Raw genomic sequence first — 17668 nt, forward strand, 5'->3', positions numbered from 1 at the left:
TCTATAGTAGATGGATATATAAGGTGTAGAGGTGAAGAGATGGCATTGCGGCTATTACGGTATTTTATTTTTTTTCTTGGATTAACTTTCTTTGGATTAGGGAATGCGATTGCGGTGAATGTTCAATCCTTGGGGCTGCATCCTTGGGAGGTTTTAAACGTCGCCCTGTTCGAGCGGTTCGGGTTCACAATTGGTACGTGGAGTGTCATGTGTGGTTTAGTACTTGTGTTGATAACCTTTGTCGTGGATAGGAAGTATATTAATATTGGTACCTTTCTAAATGCCTTGTCAATCGGCCCGATCATGGATTTCTTTTTGCATCTCGACATTCTTCCTCATGAAACGGAGCATTGGTGGTTGAATATACTCATCTTGTTGATGGGTATCATCATAACCGGAATTGGCGGAGGAATTTATGTGGCTGCGGGAATTGGGGCTGGTCCTAGGGATGGTTTCATGCTTTCCGTTTCGGAAAAAACCGGGTTATCGGTCAGTTGGGCAAGAATCGTTGTCGAGAGCCTCATCTTGATTATCGGGTTCATCCTTGGAGGTCCAGTGTTTATTATGACGTTTGCATATACCTTTATTCAAAGCCCGATCTTTCAGTTTTCCATGAAGCTGATGCGTTCCTTTATCGTTAGTTTGGAGCAGAAGAGAAAGGGACAATTTGAGATTCCGTTATAATTGGAAGGAGGATGTCCTTTGGTCACCTCCTTTCGTGCTCTTATTCCACTAACGGGTGCTTTACTTCATTATCAGGAGCTGATCAGCAGCTCCTTTTCTTATGCAACTATCGGGTCAGGTTAGTTTAATAAGAGGTATAATTTTATAAAAGCTCACAGGTGGTGGGAAGATGACTTTAAAAGAGTTTATTGAGTTCCAAGAAGGTATAGCAATCGGGGAAGAATACTCATTTATATATCAAAATGAAGAATATTGGATAAGCCAAAATCCAGGTGCATATTATCTTACGCGAGTCAGAGGTGCCTATACTCAAGAGTTTGAAACTTCTGAGGCTCTTTTTAAATACGGAACAATCGAAGAAAAACTACTTTCAGAAATTTATATGGATTTTGAGTGGTAAAATAAGTGTTGATATATTCTTGTTGAACCAACGGGTGAGTTAGCTGAAAATCAGAGCTGTCTTTAAGGCAGCTTTTTCTTATGGGACTAACGGGGCAGTTTAACTCTATAAAAAATTGGAAGGTAAATCCAATTAATAGTATAGTCATATGTAACAGATCCTTTTTGTGGTCTTTTTCTTGATCGAAGAAAAATTCAGCTGAGGGGTATTGTACCAAATAATTTACATTGCTTTTATTTTTTGAGAAAGTAAAGGTACAATAGTACTTATATAGTTTTATGATGATAAAAGATAATGAGGTAGGTAAAAAATGATTGCAAAAACAGAAGAAGATTTTAATGGTTTGAAGGAAATTGGCAAAATTATTGCCTCAATTAGAGATGAATTGGTACAAAGAACAATTCCTGGCATAACGACCAAAGAACTTGATGATATAGCCGGAGAACTTTTAGAAAAAGCAGGTGCAGTTTCAGCTCCAAAAGGTGAATATGATTTTCCTGGCTACACTTGCATTAGTCTTAATGAAGAAGTGGCACATGGTATTCCGGGTCATCGGGTTATTCATGAAGGGGATCTAGTTAATATAGATGTATCTGCTTCAAAGAACGGTTATTTCGCAGATACAGGAATCTCATTTGTAGTAGGAGAAGGAGAAGAAGTATTAACGAGATTATGCGACGTTGCTAAAAAGGCATTTGAAGCAGGTCTTAAGAAAGCAAAACCCGGTTCCAAAAAAAGTAGAATCGGAAAAGCAGTATTCGAAACAGCGAGACAGCATGGATTCACTGTTATCAAAAACCTTACAGGACATGGTGTTGGTCGTAGAATACACGAAGCACCTGACCATATTTTAAATTATAATGATCCATGGGATAATGAAATATTAAAGGAAGGGATGGTTATCGCATTCGAACCATTTATCTCAACCTTTGAAGAAGAAGTATTCCAAAAAGAAGACGATTGGACCTATGCTACAGAAAAAAGCTATGTAGCTCAATTAGAACATACGATTATTCTTACTAAAAATGGTCCGATTATTGTCACACTTTAATTTAAACAATGAAGTTTCAAAATTATAAGCCTTATTTAGATATTGTGATTGTAAATAAATGTCCTTAAACTAACGAGTGCATTAACTTAAGATTAGAGCTGTCTTTAAGGGAGCCTTTTCTTTATGGAACTAAAGGGCCGGATTGTGGGGGATTGGAAGAAGGAAAGCTATGTATAATTAGTGATGTAAGTTTATGCTTTTTATGTAATAATTATTTTGTAGAGATGTAAAGTTACAATTCATACATAGTGAAGGTGGCGATCATAATGGCAACGGGAACGCATACTGTAGTAGTTCCAGTAGATGTACAAGCAGTTTGGGATTATGTAAGTGATCTCGAAAAATGGGCAACGACAGTACCAGCCTATAAAGAACATGAAATCATAAATGACAAGCAATCTATTTGGACGTTTGAAGGTAGTGTGAAAGGTATTAAAAAAACAATACAAGCACAGGTAGATATTACCGAATGGAATGAACCTTCAAATATTAAGTTTGTACTAAAAGGTTTATCAGATAATTTTACAGGGAGCGGTCACTTTACTGCAGAAGATGTTAATGGTAAAACAATAATGACTTGTACGGTGGAAATCCATGCAGGCGGATTATCTGGTGCGGTGTTAACACCAATTATTAAATGGGCTGTTCCAAAAGTAGCATCTCGTTTAACAGAATCTATCGCACGTAAAATTGCAGTATTCTCATAGTTTTCAAAGATTGAAAGCCAATTCATTTTGGAGATACCTTCTCTGAAGTATAGATGGTAACATTCTGAAGTGACCAATATAATTATTTCGAGAAATTTTATAATTAGCGGAAGGGGGGCTGTCCAAAAAGGATGGCCTCTTTTTTTCAATATTCCAGAATCGCTTTTCTTAATGAACTAACATGAGCGTTAGCTGAAGATCGAGCTGTCTTTAAGGCAGCTTTTTCTTTATGGAACTATCGGGGCAGGTTAGTGGAATAAGCGTAGTGTATTCCTAATGCGACATAGCAAAATATTGTTTCTGTTTCTTTTTTTAAATTTGTAAAATTATAAATAGGGATAGTCCAATGACTATCCCTAACATTACATATGATTTCGATTAACGAGTTCTTCCGCCTAATTGTTGTTCAGCCATTTGCACTAAACGTTTTGTAATTTCTCCACCAACAGATCCGTTCGCACGAGATGTTGTATCAGCGCCAAGTGTAACACCGAATTCACTAGCGATTTCGTATTTCATTTGTTCTAGAGCTTGCTCTGCACCATTAACTACTAATTGATTACTGTTGTTATTTCTAGCCATGTTGTCAGCTCCTATGAATGTAATGTGTTGCTAGTCATAGGTTTTGATATTGTTAAGAGTTATATGCATAGAATTTAAAATAAATCAAGGCAGTGATTAAGTGAAATTAAACTCTTCTGTTGCTCTAGAAGGGAAGAGTTACAGGAAAACATTGAAGCCACCGGCAAGGTAAGGGTTTCAGAAGCTCCGAAAAGCAAATAATCTGATGTAGAGTTTTTCTCCTCCTATTGCACAGTTTATGTCATAGCCGAAGTTAAGGTAAAGAAAAGGCGATAATAAACGGGATATTAATATGAGAGCTGTTCTTAGACGGCTTTTAATTTTTGAATAGAAGGTACAGATTAGTGTGAGGAGGCACTGCCTTCTGTTAACAACGGAAGGCCTCCCTTATGCCGGCGGTTCTCGGTTAGAATCAAAGGCTAAGAAGTTATAACATTAATTTGGAGCCGGTGTTTTAGCACTGATGATAACACCTGTAACGATTGAATAAATAGACTATTGTCTTTTATAAATCTAAAACGGGCGCCGGCAATTTCGTATAAAAAATTCACCATGAAGTATTATATGAAGATAATATCTATTTCGAAGGAGGAAAAAATTGAGCGGTCATTAAAAGCGAATTATCATTATTCACCGAGTACCTTGTATCATTATTATTCACAGCTTGCCTTGCGGTTTTTCTCACAAAGTTCACTGATTCATTTCCATGGCTTTCCTTTATTGGTGTTTCAATAGGTCTTGCCCTCATGATCTCCTGTTGGGAACAAAAGAAAAACCAATGGTCTCTTTTTATTACAGGCTTATTATTGAACACCGTTGTTTGGTCTATTGTTTTGAATTGGTCCTCATTTTTTTAAATATATTTACTCCTGAAAAATACAAAACAGCCTGATCCATATTGATTGGATTTGGCTGTTTTATTTTAAGTTTAATTAAGGCCATCACTATTTTTGAAACTTACCTGCAAATGTGGGATGCTGAAAATGTATTTGTTGATGGTTCTTCGGCATTTCCTCATAACAGTTCGTTTAACCCAACTGGTACATTAGGTGCTTTTTCATATAGAGCGGCAGAGGGAATTGTAAAATACCTTAAAAAAGGGGGTTCTCTCGTATAAGCCCTTTTCTTTGACCTAAAAATAACATGACCTGCTCCCACAATAATTGGGTGCAGTTTTTTAATTTTAGGATGCTAAAAAAACAAACATGCATGCTCCATTTAAGACTAAGGGCATCGTTTAAGGTACATATTAAAATTAATACCAAAAACTTAAGATACGGGGGGTTATAAAATGAAAGGCAAATGGAAAATCACTATTTTATTCGCATTACTTTCGGTAAGTATTCTGTCAGCATGTAACGCTGGTAATAACGACTTTAATGATCAAGAGGAAGTAGATTATCGTCCTGTTCGAAATGACACTGACACGAATCCAAATAATAATGATGATAATAATCGATCATTTAAGCATGATGAAAACCCTGATCAAACAGATAAACAAATGGAAAAAGGCGATAACCTTGAATTTAATAAAACGAGAGGCGATTTATAGAACCCTACTAAACTAATGTCCAAAGGCTTTTCGATTCGATTTCTGGTGATGTTAGTCTAATGTTGTTGGAACTGTTTCCATAAGAAGACAAAATTTTATTTGGGATACCATTGGTAAAACTCCCAAAACCCGCTTATCCTCCAGTTTGACTTTATTTCTCATTCTTGCACAAATGTATTCCATGGAGTTGACATGATAAAATGAAATTTAACAAGAAAAAAATCAACGTTGTAGATATTAAAAAAGCGAAGAAAAGTGTGTTTGCTACAGGGGTAGGAAATGCAATGGAGTGGTTTGATTTTGGCTTATATTCCTATTTAGCTGTTATCATTAGTCAAAACTTTTTTAGTGCTGTTGAAAATGATGAGCTAAAATTAGTGTTCACCTTTGCAACATTTGCGATTGCCTTTTTAATGCGCCCAGTAGGCGGTATCATATTTGGTAAAATCGGAGATAAATTAGGAAGAAAAGTCGTTTTAACAACCACGATTATTTTGATGGCTTTTTCAACATTACTAATTGGTTTATTACCTACATATGATCAAATCGGTATATGGGCACCTATACTCTTATTAATAGCTAGAATTATTCAGGGTTTTTCAACTGGTGGCGAATACGCTGGTGCAATGGTCTATATTGCAGAGTCTTCTCCAGACAATAAACGTAATATGCTTGGAAGTGGATTGGAAATTGGTACGCTCATTGGTTATATATTAGCTTCACTACTTGCCAGTACACTCTTTATCTATCTGATCAACAGATGGCCTCATGGGGTTGGAGAATACCGTTTCTACTTGGCTTACCTTTAGGGCTTATTGGGTTGTACTTAAGAAAAAGTTTAGAGGAATCACCGATTTTTGAAAATGAACTTTCTGATGATGAAGCCCAAGAGGAAAGCTTTCTATCTATTTTTAAAAATCACAAAAAGGATATTCTTGTATGTTTTGTAGCTGTTGCATTCTTTAATATTACAAGCTATATGCTATTATCATACATGCCTTCTTATTTAGATGAGATTATTGGATTATCTAGTACAGTAGGAACCCTATTAATTACGATTCTAATGATTATTATGGTGCCACTTACTTTAATGTTTGGAAAGCTCAGTGATAAAATTGGAAATAAGACTGTTTTCTTAATCGGTTTAGGCGGTTTAAGTCTATTATCTGCCTTTGCTTTTTATTTAATTAACTTGAATGCTTTAGTATTTATTTCGTTAGGTGTTCTAATTCTAGGTGTTCTGCTTTCAATTTATGAAGGCACAATGCCTGGATCGTTACCAACCATGTTCTATACTGATATTCGATATCGAACATTATCAGTGACATTTAATGTTTCGGTTTCAATATTTGGTGGAACTACCCCTTTAGTTTCCACATGGTTAGTTCACCAAACTGGGAATAACTTAGCACCTGGTTTCTATCTAACAGCCGTGAATATTATCGGATTTTTAGTGATATTATTCTTGTTCAATAGTACTTCAGGAAAATCCCTAAAAGGTTCTTACCCAACAGTTGCTTCTAAATCTGAATATCAAGAAGCTGTTGAAAATCCAAAAGATTCCCTATGGTGGAAAACGGAAAAAAGAGAAAAATAAATGGAATTAAAAAGCACCCATTCAATGGGATGACTACTCGAAATACAGACACTCAAACATGAGTGTCTGTATTTCGGGTTTTTGTTTTACTTATTGAGGTCTCGCCAGCTATTTAACATTATCTATAAAGGGTGGTGAGGAATTATGAAAAAGAATTATACGGTTTTCTTTTTACTTTTGTTTATTGAAGCTATTTCTAGTGGTATGCCACTTAAAAATTATTTCGACTATTCTATGATTACTGGAATTGGTTTAGCGACAGTATATTCGCTTGGAAAAAGGAACAGGGTAAATAATTCACATCATTAAATGGTTTATAATTGGTAGTCAGGGCAGGTGAGTTTTTTGTTAAATTACATCATTTTTATTATAACTTTTTTTATTATTGCAATAGTGTTTGAACGTTGGTTGAAGAGGAAATTGAAGATTGATAAAAGTAAGGGGGCATTTTATAAAGGTGTCAATCCATTTCAGAGGTGGACTGAAATGGCTATGATAATAGCATTTCTTTTATTAATATGGTTTGTTGATAATCCTATTTCCTGGCTTATTGGCTACTTTCTTATTTCATTAAGTTTTCGTGCTTTCATGGAATGGAAATATAAAAGGGAAGAAAAAGAATACATCTTAACTTTATACTCTATGTTTATATACCTTTTTGTTTTGGTCATAGGCTTTTATTTAATTTAATATTATCTAAATAAATACAGCCCCAATAAGGGACTTTTTTTACTGTGTCCTTAATGAACTAACCTGTGCTTTAGCTGAAGATCGGAGCTGTCTTTAAGGCAGCTCTTTCTTTATCCAATTAACGGTGCAGGTTAGTTTGTTTAATAAGCGTAGTATGTTCGTACTGTGTAAAAACAAACACGAACATTTTATGGAAAAAATTACATTAATTAGTTAAAATGTTTACGAGGTGATTTTGTTTTGGGATACACAGGTTTGTTCGTAATGCTGGCAATTATCTTTTTAATAGTAATTTCCAATAGGCATTTATTTTGGTGGATAAAAGCCACAATAGCAGCCTATTATTTTGTAATTTCTTATATCTTTATCACTACTAAAAACAAAATTGATAAACAATATGAGAATATACTTCCTGTACCAGATGCATATTGGGATAAGAATTCAGGATGGGTTAATACAATGGTTGGTTATTATTTCTGGCCTTTGGCTGTAATTCTCCTTTTTATTTACTACAAATGGTATAGAAGTGTACAAAGCAGGATAGCAAAAGGATGAATTGTTGTTAGTTTCATTCCAGCAACTGCTATTTTTTTAATTATTACTTTTTTCTTTGGATTCGGATACGGGTACAGACCATAAGGTTTGTACTTTATTTTTATTGCATAGTTAGTGTCAACTCTACACTAAGCCTTTTAGAACTAATGGTGCTTTACTTCAATAAGGCGAGCCTTTTTCTTATAGAACTATCGGGGGAGAGGGCTGTTTGATCTTTAATTGGGCCATATTCTGGAGTAACTGATTGTGCAAATGACTAAAATTAGAAAAAAAAATGGTGGATAAAAAAGGTAATATGAAGACTGCAAGTAACTCCATAGTTCTTTCCCCCACTAATGGGTTCCTTTCCGGAATATCCATGCTGCGTGAATATTCCAGGCACGAGCGTTCCGCACACTACTAGTAAAAAATTTTAAAAGAATTTATGGATTTGAATTTGTTGCCATACAATTTTATAATTGTATGATTAATGATTGTATGAAAAAGGATGAGGAATGTGCCGATTAATTCGTTTGAGGATTATCCAATGACATGGAAGCCGACAATAAATCGAGAAGACAGACCGATTTATCAGGCATTAGCTAAGCAGTTAGAATATGACATTATAGAGGGGCGCTTAGTGCCTGGCACGAAACTTCCACCACAAAGGGAGTTAGCAGATTACTTAGAGGTGAATCTAAGTACGATTTCGAAAGCTTTTAAAGTATCTGAGTTAAAAGGACTGGTCAGTGCGACCATAGGTAGCGGCACTTATGTTTCGTATGATGCGATTTCGAACGCTTATTTGCTTGCAGAAGAAAAGCCAAAGCATTTAATTGAAATGGGAGCAATTTTACCAGATCGTGTGTCGTATGGGCCTTTATTTGACTTATTGCAATCGATGTTACAAGAATCAGATTGTGCGAGATGGTTTGGATACAGTCGACCAGGCGATTCGATTTGGCAAAAAGATGCAGGCGTCAAATTATTGAAATTTGCCGGTTTTGAAACGACCAGAGAACATATCTTACTTGCTAATGGCGGACAAAACGCCATCACAGCAACACTTGCAAGCCTTTGTCAGCATGGAGATCGAATTGGAGTAGATCACCATACATATCCAGGCTTAAAGACAGCAGCCGCGATGCTGGGAATTCAGCTTGTACCGATTCGTTCAGAGTCTGATGAAATGAGTCCGGAAGCACTTCTTTATGCATGTAAAAATGAAAATATTAAAGGATTATATATTATCCCAGATTATCAGAATCCGATGACATATACGATGAGCGTTGAAACTCGTAAGGCTATTGCTGAGATTGCTGTAAAGTATAATTTATTTATTATTGAAGATGGAGCGTACCATTTAATCCAAGAAAAAGTATTGCCGGCTGTAGCGACATATGCCCCTGAGCATACGATTTATATAGCGAGTTTATCGAAATCGATGGCACCTGGACTCCGTCTTGCTTATGTGGCAGTTCCTTTAAAATACCTGAATTCTACTCGAAAGGCTCTTTATAATTTAAATATTTCCGTATCGCCACTACTTGCAGAGTTAGCATCACGAGTAATTGTATCGAATCAGTTTGAAAACATTGTTGCATTTCATAAAGAGGAAACAAAAGCTCGCAATCAGTTGGTTAATCAATATTTAGGTAAAGAGAACTGTTTAGGTGAAGAAACAGGGATTTTTCATTGGTTACATCTGCCGCATCAGTATACAGGTGACCAATTTGAACAACTAGCTGCAGCACAAGGTGTACAGGTATATAGTGGACGGCGATTTGCGGTAGGTAATGTCGCTCCAGCAAATGCCGTACGTGTGGGGTTTGTGCTCCAGAAACGAGAGAGGAACTTGAAAAAGCTCTTATTATACTTAGAAAAATAATTGAAATGTAAAATAAATATTGTTTGCCATACAATAATTATATTGTATGGCTTTTTTTTTACGTGTTATGATAATTCAAACTTAGTTGGGGGATGAAAGGCAATATTAATTTTGGTGTCATAAGCTTATCATTGGAATAAGTTTATTGTAAAAAATCTGAATATTCCAATAAAATCGGAATTGGGTAGGTAAAAAAAATTGAAATGTTAAAGGAAGGAAGGTTTACAAATGGATAATAAATTTGCTGAGAGGGCCCGTCTAGTTAATTCGTCTGAGACCCGTGAAATATTAAAAGTAACAGAAAGGCCAGAAGTCATTTCTTTTGCGGGAGGACTTCCAGCTCCGGAGCTGTTTCCTGTTGAAGCCCTTAAAGTTGCTTGCAATGTTGTATTGAATGAAGAGGGCGCGGCTTCTCTTCAATATAGTACCACTGAAGGCTATGGTCCTTTGAGAGAAGCTATTTGTCAAAGGATGAAAGCCATTGGGATTAACTCTGCTATTAACAATGTTCTTATCACTTCAGGGTCCCAGCAAGCGATAGATCTTACTGGAAGACTATTTATTAACGAAGGAGATACTATTATTTGTGAAAGCCCAACCTATCTTGCAGCAATTAATGCATTTAAATCATACAATGCAAACTTTGTGGAAGTTGCTATGGACAATGATGGGATGATAATGGAAGAGCTGGAGAGGAAACTGCAAGAGCATCCAAGCGCAAAATTCATCTATACTATTCCCGATTTCCAGAACCCTACAGGTCGTACATTAACACTTCAAAGACGTAAAAGAATGATCGAACTTGCTAATCAATACGATGTACTGATTGTAGAAGATAATCCCTATGGAGCTATAAGGTTTGCTGGAGAGGAGATACCGCCGGTGAAACGTTTTGACACAGAGAACAGAGTAATTTATATGAGCACGTTCTCTAAAATTTTCACTCCAGGCATGCGAATTGGATGGATTTGTGCAGATCAATCGTTTATTGATAAGTACGTGGCTTTCAAGCAAACAGCTGATTTACATACTGACAGCTTTGCTCAAAGGATAACAGCAAAGTATATGGAACTTTACGATATGGAAGAGCATATTAAAAAAATCAAAGCAGTTTATAAAGCAAGATGTACAATAATGTTAAAATGCATAAAAGAATTCTTTCCGGAAGATTTGTCTTACAGTAAGCCAGAAGGTGGATTGTTTATTTGGATTGAGCTCCCAATGGGGGTTGATTCCAAACATATATTTTCAGAGTGCTTGAAAAATAATGTTGCTTGTGTTCCTGGTGTTCCATTCTTTCCAAATGGCACACAGAAGAACACTTTACGTTTAAATTACTCGAATATGCCTGAAGAGCAAATCATTGAAGGCATGAAGCGTATGGGTGATGTATTACATCGTGAACTAAATAAAGAGACAATATGTTTGTAACTAAAGGAAACAAAAATATAATTAAATCAAACACCAAAACCATTAATAAATACCTTCTAAATGTTTAATGAAAGCACTAATCTTAAAAATATCCAATTCAAAAAATAAGATTTTAATTATATTTTTTTATAAATCTTACATTTGAATAATCAGGAGGCTTATTATGCCAATATCATTTATAAATCCATATATTACAAAGTCCGTTTCGACATCACCACCACCACCGTTTACTCCTTTATATACGCTTATATATAAAACAGATTAAGAATCTGCGAAATATATAAGCTGTTTCGCAGATTCGAAGGAGTAGACGATGAAATCTAAAATTCAGTTTATATTATCAATGATTATTTTCGGTACAATGGGTTTAGTTGTGAAATACATTGATTTATCTTCGAGTGAAACAGCTTTTCTAAGCAGTTCAATTGGGTGTCTATTTTTAATGTTTGTATTTTTCATTATGAAGAAATCCATTCCATGGAATTTAGTGAAAGTTAATGCTTCTGCCCTTTTTCTTTCTGCGATTGCATTAGGAGGGAATTGGATTTTTCTTTATCAATCCTACGATCATACAACACTTGCTAATGCAACACTGGGGTATTATTTTGCGCCAGTGTTTGTCATGGTTCTCTCGCCATTTGTACTTAAGGAGCTTTTACCAATTAAAAAAATTGTTTGTATTGGTGTAGCGATATTAGGTATGTTATTGATTATTGGAAACGGCATTAGCGCCTCTGGTAAAGATGATCTACTTGGAATCCTTTTCGGATTAGTTGCGGCTGCATTTTACGCGGCCTTAATGTTATTAAATAAATTCATTCAAAACATGGGCATGTTAGAGATTACAATCATTCAACTTGGAACAACTGCTTTACTTCTCTTTCCCTATGTATTATTCACTGAGGGATTTGGTATCTTGGAAGTCTCAAGATCTTCCATTCCTTTTATAATACTATTAGGCGTTGTTAACACTGGTATTGGCTTTTGGTTATTTTTTTCTGGTATGCTAAAGTTAAAGGGACAAAGCATTGCTATGCTAAGCTATGTAGATCCTTTTGTAGCTATACTGATTTCTGCTGTAATCTTACAAGAAAAAATGACAATTGTTCAAATTATAGGTGGCACACTCCTTTTAGGTTCAACTTTTATTAGTGAAAATAATTCAATTAATTTTCGAAAACGACATACGAAGATTTTAACAAAATAAAGAAATGGGGCAGTGAGGGGAAATCCCGCACTGCCTTTTATTATGTTCAAGTAAAAAGACTAAGCTTTATTAATCACCTTACTTCCACTAAACTACTTCTTTATTTAACTTACGCAGAGTTTGTGTCACTCTACAATAAGTCTTAATGAGCAAACGGGGCAGGATAGTTCAATAAGATGTCGCAGCACACACTAAAAGAATGGTACAGCTTTCAAGAAAAATAGAAAGCGGAAACCAAAAATGGTTTCCGTTTGTTTATTTTGAACTTAGGATTCTAATTGCATGATATGCTTTTCTTGGAAAATACTTAAACTTTTTGAAACTTTTCTTGTTTATAGATTCCACTAATTAGTAAAGGGGGTCAAATAAGATGGAAATAGAAAGCCACCGGCTAGTTAAAAAAGCAATCAAAGGTAATAAAAGCGCCTTTGAAAAGTTAGTTCAACAACATTATGAAAGAATCTACCGTACTGCCTATCTTTATGTACATAACGAAGAAGATGCGTTGGATGTTGTCCAAGAAGCAACCTATCAGGCCTTTACATCTATCCATTCGTTAAAAAATCCGGAGTATTTTATGACCTGGCTCACCAGGATTGTCATACGATGTTCGGGACATGTCCTAAAGAGAAAAAGCAATGTCGTTCCTTTGAGTGATGAGATATTGTCAAACCTGCCGGGTCAAGTTAATCCAAACATTGAAGAATCATTACTGCTGATTGATGCAATTCAGCAGCTGAAAGAGAATTACCGTACTGTTATTATTCTATTTTACTATTACGACTACTCGATAAAAACGATTAGCAGTGTCATGGAAATTCCAGAGAATACCGTAAAAACTTATTTAAGCAGAGGGAAAGCGGAGTTGAAAAAGTCCTATAAAAATGAGGAGGAGGACAAATGCCATGGATAAGAAGGAACTCAAAGAAGCAATAGAACAAATAGCTGTACCGAAAGAAAAAGTATTTAGTGCCATTTCCAAAGGGATAAACAAGGAAGGTAATAGTGGAAAGGCAAAGAAAAAAAAGGTTCTTGCAGGTGTGGCGACTGCTGCTGCTCTTCTTGGAATCACCGTAGCCTCAGGATTTGTTAATCCTACAATGAATAGAGTATTAGCTAATACCCCTTTAATAGGCGGGATTTTTCAAGAATTTAATGATTCAACAGGCGTGGAATTAGCTAACCAGGATGCAGTTACAGAATTAAACCAATCAATTACAAAAAATGGGGTAACTGTAAGACTGACCAGCGCTTACTTTGATGGCAATGTAGTATCAATTACAGGATTTGTAGATGAAGATGTGGAAAAGGGGCATAACGAAAAAGGAGAAGTAAGCTTTGATGTAAACTTTGAACACAATAAAGGGGATCATGACCCTTGGTTAAATGGAAAGTCAAATGACATTAAGAAAGTGGAAAATGGATATAACTTTCAATGGAAAATGGTATATCCTTATAAATCATTTAAGGAGAATTCTACTCTTCCCATAACGATTCATAATATCAACGGGATAAAAGGTGAATGGAATTTTGATATTCCAATTCAACAAGAAAAAAATCGTACATTAGCCATTAATCAAGAGCAAGGGTACCCGGATGATGAGGTCAAAATCCGTATTAAAGAGGTCCTCACCGCAAGGGCGTCATCTTCGCTTATTTATGAGACGGTGGAAAAATACAAAGATGATGAAATTTATATACTAAAAGCAATTGATAATAAAGGAAAGGTATATAGGTTTGGAAACGGAACATCTCTAGAGGAGGCAGCACTAGAGGATGGATATCATAGTACTGCTCGAACAAAAATGACCAAGCTGAACTCAAATACTACTTCACTTACTTTTTATCCGCAGCTATCTGTTGCAGACCCAAAAGTACAACAGCTATTGGACAAAAAATCATTTACGTTAAAAAGCAAACGGCTCAATTTAGGCCTTCAGGTAAATGATATAACTAAAAAGGGTAGTAAACTAGTAATCGATTATCAATTTACAGGGCTCTCCAAGGAATTGAGTAAACACCAGCTTGATTTATTTGAAAATAATTTGAAATATGAATTATTGTTGGTAGATAAGGAATATATAGGGGGAATAGATCCTGAAAATCCAGTGCCACCTAAAAATCATAGCATTCGCATTAATAAAGTGAAAACTATCGATAAAAAGACAGCGCACTTCCAATCTACATTCGATATAAATGGAGAAGAAAAAATCATGAACTTTAAACTGGAAAATACAATTTTGCAATTCAATTTTTCAAACTTTATTCCAGCTAAGGAATTACAACCATTTACTGTTGTACTTCCAGTGGGGAATGAATAAACAATTAAAGTAGCTCATTTTAGGGACCATATAGTTGACGAGTGGAATGCTACTAGTGCATTGAATAATTAGTAATATCGGGGCGATGACTTATATAAGTCACCGTCTTTTTTTATTAGTTAGAAGTCTGTGAAATATTGTACTTAAACTATAGGGTGCGTTAGCTGAAGATCGGAGCTGTCTTTAAGGCAGCTTTTTCTGCATTTAAAGTGGGAAGATAATCCGATAATAAAAAAATACCGATTAATTAGAGGAGAAGGGTGTTTAATAATATTTAGGGGCTATTTCGTTTGCTTTAATTATCTTGGTTATTTGTTTCTTTTATGGAAATATAAAACAAGTAATTGACCCTGGAGTAACAACTTTTCGTGTATTGACGATATGTGGAAATCAATATATCTTTCTCTTTCTCTTTTCTTAGTGAGAAAGGACTTTGGAGAAATTTAGCTTTAGGTCTTAGTATATTTGTTGGTTTAGTTTACTTTATGAGCTGTTGAATTAATGAGAATAATATTCCAGGGTAATGGATTTTAAATTGTTTATTCAACAAACAGGTGCTTACTTCATTACCAGGAGCTGATCAACAGCTCCTTTTTCTTATGGGCGTACCCTAATAGTTCTCACATGTCACTGCAAAATTCTATATACTAAAATTAATTAAACTAGAATACACGAAGAACCTTTAAATAGAAGTGTAATACGAGGAGGAGATATCATGCTTATTACGGAACGGCATCAATTAATTATAAAGCTATTAAAAGAAAAGGAGAATGTTAAGATTCATGAGCTAGTAGAATTAACAAATACTTCAGAATCTACTTTGCGTCGTGATTTAGATCAATTAGAAAAGCAGAACTACTTAAAACGTGTACATGGTGGAGCTTCACTTTTACATAGTAAACGAGACGAACCAAGTGTGTTTGAGAAAATAACGCAGAACCTTGAGGAAAAAGCTAAGATAGCAAAATATGCGGCAGAACTAATTTTGGACGGCGACTGTGTTTATCTTGATGCTGGAACAACAACGTATCAGATGATCAAACATTTAAGACAAAAAGATATCGTTGTTATTACAAACGGAATTGGTCATTTAGATGCATTACTTGAAAATGAAATATGTACATATTTTATTGGTGGATTTGTTAAAAAGATTACCAGAGCAACAGTTGGACGTTATGCATACGAAAGTATAAAAAAATACAGATTTGATAAGTGTTTCATGGGTGCGAACGCTATTCATTATAATTTTGGATTGACTACCCCTGATCCAGAAGAGGCGCAAATAAAAGAAAGAGCCATTTTTTTGTCACGTGAGGCCTTTGTATTAGCGGATCATACAAAATTTGGAGAAGTATCATTTTCTAAGTTTGCAGATTTAAACCAGACAAAAGTTATTACGAATGAGGAAGGTACAATAACGTTAGGAAAATATAAGGAGAAAACGGAGATAATTATTGTGAGGGACTAAAAACTAAATTAGTTATCGTTGAAGGAAAGCTGGTATTCAAACTGTCTGATTAGACATTTAGAATACCAGCTTTTTTTGAATATTCTGAAATTATTTTATTGAAAATTTTTCCCTTTGTTGTATCAATATAATAAAGAATGCTTGATTAATTGTAATGTGGCCAATTAACAATGAGGGAAAATCTGCTCCATCTATTAAATCTTCCATTTGAAACGTTTAATATTTTATTTTATCAATATATTTTTTGGAATAATTGGAACCATTGACAATTATAAACAGCTTTAATATAATCAAAATCAATCAAAAACAACCAAAATCAATCAATTGTAATTCTAATGTGTAAAGGGTAATTATATTGTTTTACAAGATATGAAAGCGTTATCAATAAATTGGATGTTATGTGAAAAAACTATCAAAATCAATCATATTTCCATTATTTCAATCAAAATTATTCATTTAAGGAGGTGATCTAGTTTAAGAGTTTAAGAGATTGAGAGCGGTAACAATTTCTCGTTCTGTAGCTAATTATTTTCATCTTCAAAAACTAGGGGGATTAATATGGATAAATATGTAAAAATAATAGGAATACTAGTTTTGGCGTTTGTAATTGCCGCGATGACGGCATGTAGTGGGGCTAGTGAATCATCAAATGGATCAACAGACGGTAACGAAGGACAAAAAGGTAACAAACAATTAACGATCGGTGTAGCGGTGGGTAGTTTAGCAAACCCTTTCTTCGTCTCCATGGCTAAAGGTGCTGAAGAAGCAGGAAAAGAATTAGGTGCTGAAGTTCTAGTTGAAAGCGCTGAATATGATTTAGCAAAACAAGCTGCTCAAATTGAAAACTTTATTACGAAAAAGGTAGATATTATTCTTTTAAATGCTGTTGATACAAAAGGAATTGCGGCAGCTGTTCAACAGGCCAAAGCTGCTGATATTCCAGTAGTTGCTGTAGATACTAATGCTGAAGGTGGTGTCGATGCCACTGTTACTTCAGACAACTATCAAGCTGGTAAACTAGCCGGAGAATATGTGATTGAACAATTAGGTGGAAAAGGAAAAATAGCTATTATTGATGGACCTCCTGTTTCGGCTGTATCTGATCGTATTCAAGGATTTGAAGATGCAATAAAGGATTCCGAAATTAAAGTAATTGCGAAGCAAAATGGAGAAGGGAATCGCGAAAAGGCATTAACGGTGATGGAAAGTATTTTACAAGCTAATTCATCTGGCTCTATTGACGCTGTTTTTGCGATTAATGATCCAGAAGCAATTGGTGTTGAAATTGCTCAAGAGCAAGCGAATCGTAAAGATGAATTTTTCATTGTCGGAGTGGACGGTGCTCCTGAAGCCACAGAAGCAATGGCAAAGGAAGGAAGTACAATTGCTGCAACTTCAGCTCAGTCACCTAGTAACATGATCAAAAAAGCTGTTGAAATCGGAATGAAAGTGAAAAATGGTGAAGAAGTTGAGGAGCTTATTAAAGTTCCAGTTGAGATTGTAACTCAAGATACATTAGATTCTTACCAAGGTTGGTAAGAATCTTTCAATAAATA

General features: G+C 35.1%; 16 protein-coding genes and 2 pseudogenes. 17 read left to right on the forward strand and 1 reads right to left on the reverse strand.

Annotated features, from left to right (window positions below):
- Window positions 1-39: 39 nt before the first annotated feature.
- From ACYP5M_RS18095 to ACYP5M_RS18110, 4 genes are all read left to right on the forward strand, one after another.
- Window positions 40-684: a YczE/YyaS/YitT family protein gene (locus tag ACYP5M_RS18095; RefSeq protein WP_402940535.1), complete on the forward strand. Its 645-nt coding sequence runs from the start codon at window positions 40-42 to the stop codon at window positions 682-684.
- Window positions 685-853: 169 nt separating this feature from the next.
- The gene (locus tag ACYP5M_RS18100) at window positions 854-1084 is read left to right on the forward strand and encodes a hypothetical protein (RefSeq protein WP_260356704.1); all 231 of its coding nucleotides are present in this window, start codon (window positions 854-856) and stop codon (window positions 1082-1084) included.
- A 310-nt stretch (window positions 1085-1394) separates the two neighbouring features.
- On the forward strand, window positions 1395-2135 hold the full coding sequence (gene map, locus ACYP5M_RS18105) for a type I methionyl aminopeptidase (RefSeq protein WP_101226155.1): 741 nt from the start codon (window positions 1395-1397) through the stop codon (window positions 2133-2135).
- A gap of 266 nt (window positions 2136-2401) precedes the next feature.
- Window positions 2402-2842, forward strand: coding sequence for a CoxG family protein (locus ACYP5M_RS18110; protein WP_434168596.1), 441 nt, complete (start codon window positions 2402-2404; stop codon window positions 2840-2842).
- Window positions 2843-3220: 378 nt separating this feature from the next.
- On the opposite strand, the gene ACYP5M_RS18115 is transcribed toward ACYP5M_RS18110, so the two are convergent.
- A complete protein-coding gene (locus ACYP5M_RS18115) occupies window positions 3221-3424 on the reverse strand; it encodes an alpha/beta-type small acid-soluble spore protein (protein ID WP_034304517.1) in 204 nt (67 codons plus the stop codon).
- An 898-nt stretch (window positions 3425-4322) separates the two neighbouring features.
- Here ACYP5M_RS18115 and ACYP5M_RS18120 point away from each other — a divergent pair.
- The 13 genes and pseudogenes from ACYP5M_RS18120 to ACYP5M_RS18180 all read left to right on the forward strand — a co-directional run bounded on the left by ACYP5M_RS18120 (window position 4323) and on the right by ACYP5M_RS18180 (window position 17651).
- The gene (locus ACYP5M_RS18120; RefSeq protein WP_434169750.1) at window positions 4323-4541 is read left to right on the forward strand and encodes a hypothetical protein; all 219 of its coding nucleotides are present in this window, start codon (window positions 4323-4325) and stop codon (window positions 4539-4541) included.
- Between the two features lie 174 nt (window positions 4542-4715).
- Window positions 4716-4976, forward strand: coding sequence for a hypothetical protein (locus ACYP5M_RS18125; RefSeq protein ID WP_230178574.1), 261 nt, complete (start codon window positions 4716-4718; stop codon window positions 4974-4976).
- Window positions 4977-5176: 200 nt separating this feature from the next.
- Window positions 5177-6573: pseudogene (locus tag ACYP5M_RS18130) on the forward strand (MFS transporter).
- Between the two features lie 144 nt (window positions 6574-6717).
- On the forward strand, window positions 6718-6882 hold the full coding sequence (locus ACYP5M_RS18135; RefSeq protein ID WP_459735358.1) for a hypothetical protein: 165 nt from the start codon (window positions 6718-6720) through the stop codon (window positions 6880-6882).
- A gap of 84 nt (window positions 6883-6966) precedes the next feature.
- A complete protein-coding gene (locus tag ACYP5M_RS18140) occupies window positions 6967-7263 on the forward strand; it encodes a DUF4181 domain-containing protein (RefSeq protein ID WP_434169608.1) in 297 nt (98 codons plus the stop codon).
- A gap of 240 nt (window positions 7264-7503) precedes the next feature.
- Window positions 7504-7818 (forward strand): hypothetical protein, encoded by a 315-nt coding sequence (locus ACYP5M_RS18145; RefSeq protein WP_434168598.1) that lies wholly within the window; start codon window positions 7504-7506, stop codon window positions 7816-7818.
- Window positions 7819-8314: 496 nt separating this feature from the next.
- Window positions 8315-9696, forward strand: a pseudogene (locus ACYP5M_RS18150) (aminotransferase-like domain-containing protein).
- Between the two features lie 217 nt (window positions 9697-9913).
- Complete coding sequence (locus ACYP5M_RS18155) at window positions 9914-11116, forward strand: aminotransferase-like domain-containing protein (protein ID WP_434168599.1); 1203 nt, start codon at window positions 9914-9916, stop codon at window positions 11114-11116.
- 313 nt (window positions 11117-11429) lie between these two features.
- A complete protein-coding gene (locus ACYP5M_RS18160; RefSeq protein ID WP_101225732.1) occupies window positions 11430-12323 on the forward strand; it encodes a DMT family transporter in 894 nt (297 codons plus the stop codon).
- A gap of 370 nt (window positions 12324-12693) precedes the next feature.
- Window positions 12694-13236, forward strand: coding sequence for a sigma-70 family RNA polymerase sigma factor (locus tag ACYP5M_RS18165; RefSeq protein ID WP_397314200.1), 543 nt, complete (start codon window positions 12694-12696; stop codon window positions 13234-13236).
- A complete protein-coding gene (locus tag ACYP5M_RS18170; RefSeq protein ID WP_459735359.1) occupies window positions 13229-14644 on the forward strand; it encodes a DUF4179 domain-containing protein in 1416 nt (471 codons plus the stop codon). The genes ACYP5M_RS18165 and ACYP5M_RS18170 overlap by 8 nt, the downstream gene beginning before the upstream one ends.
- Before the next feature lie 715 nt (window positions 14645-15359).
- A complete protein-coding gene (locus ACYP5M_RS18175; protein WP_434168601.1) occupies window positions 15360-16112 on the forward strand; it encodes a DeoR/GlpR family DNA-binding transcription regulator in 753 nt (250 codons plus the stop codon).
- A gap of 558 nt (window positions 16113-16670) precedes the next feature.
- Complete coding sequence (locus tag ACYP5M_RS18180; protein ID WP_434168602.1) at window positions 16671-17651, forward strand: ABC transporter substrate-binding protein; 981 nt, start codon at window positions 16671-16673, stop codon at window positions 17649-17651.
- Window positions 17652-17668 lie beyond the last annotated feature (17 nt).

The sequence above is a fragment of the Peribacillus sp. N1 genome (genome assembly GCF_054600815.1).

Excerpts from the sequence above, each read along its gene's own strand:
- ACYP5M_RS18155 (WP_434168599.1), top strand. The coding sequence starts at position 9,914 with ATGGATAATAAATTTGCTGAGAGGGCCCGTCTAGTTAATTCGTCTGAG.
- map (WP_101226155.1), top strand. The coding sequence starts at position 1,395 with ATGATTGCAAAAACAGAAGAAGATTTTAATGGTTTGAAGGAAATTGGC.
- ACYP5M_RS18170 (WP_459735359.1), top strand. The coding sequence starts at position 13,229 with ATGGATAAGAAGGAACTCAAAGAAGCAATAGAACAAATAGCTGTACCG.
- ACYP5M_RS18180 (WP_434168602.1), top strand. The coding sequence starts at position 16,671 with ATGGATAAATATGTAAAAATAATAGGAATACTAGTTTTGGCGTTTGTA.
- ACYP5M_RS18175 (WP_434168601.1), top strand. The coding sequence starts at position 15,360 with ATGCTTATTACGGAACGGCATCAATTAATTATAAAGCTATTAAAAGAA.
- ACYP5M_RS18100 (WP_260356704.1), top strand. The coding sequence starts at position 854 with ATGACTTTAAAAGAGTTTATTGAGTTCCAAGAAGGTATAGCAATCGGG.
- ACYP5M_RS18095 (WP_402940535.1), top strand. The coding sequence starts at position 40 with ATGGCATTGCGGCTATTACGGTATTTTATTTTTTTTCTTGGATTAACT.
- ACYP5M_RS18110 (WP_434168596.1), top strand. The coding sequence starts at position 2,402 with ATGGCAACGGGAACGCATACTGTAGTAGTTCCAGTAGATGTACAAGCA.
- ACYP5M_RS18160 (WP_101225732.1), top strand. The coding sequence starts at position 11,430 with ATGAAATCTAAAATTCAGTTTATATTATCAATGATTATTTTCGGTACA.
- ACYP5M_RS18115 (WP_034304517.1), bottom strand. The coding sequence starts at position 3,424 with ATGGCTAGAAATAACAACAGTAATCAATTAGTAGTTAATGGTGCAGAG.
- ACYP5M_RS18165 (WP_397314200.1), top strand. The coding sequence starts at position 12,694 with ATGGAAATAGAAAGCCACCGGCTAGTTAAAAAAGCAATCAAAGGTAAT.
- ACYP5M_RS18135 (WP_459735358.1), top strand. The coding sequence starts at position 6,718 with ATGAAAAAGAATTATACGGTTTTCTTTTTACTTTTGTTTATTGAAGCT.
- ACYP5M_RS18125 (WP_230178574.1), top strand. The coding sequence starts at position 4,716 with ATGAAAGGCAAATGGAAAATCACTATTTTATTCGCATTACTTTCGGTA.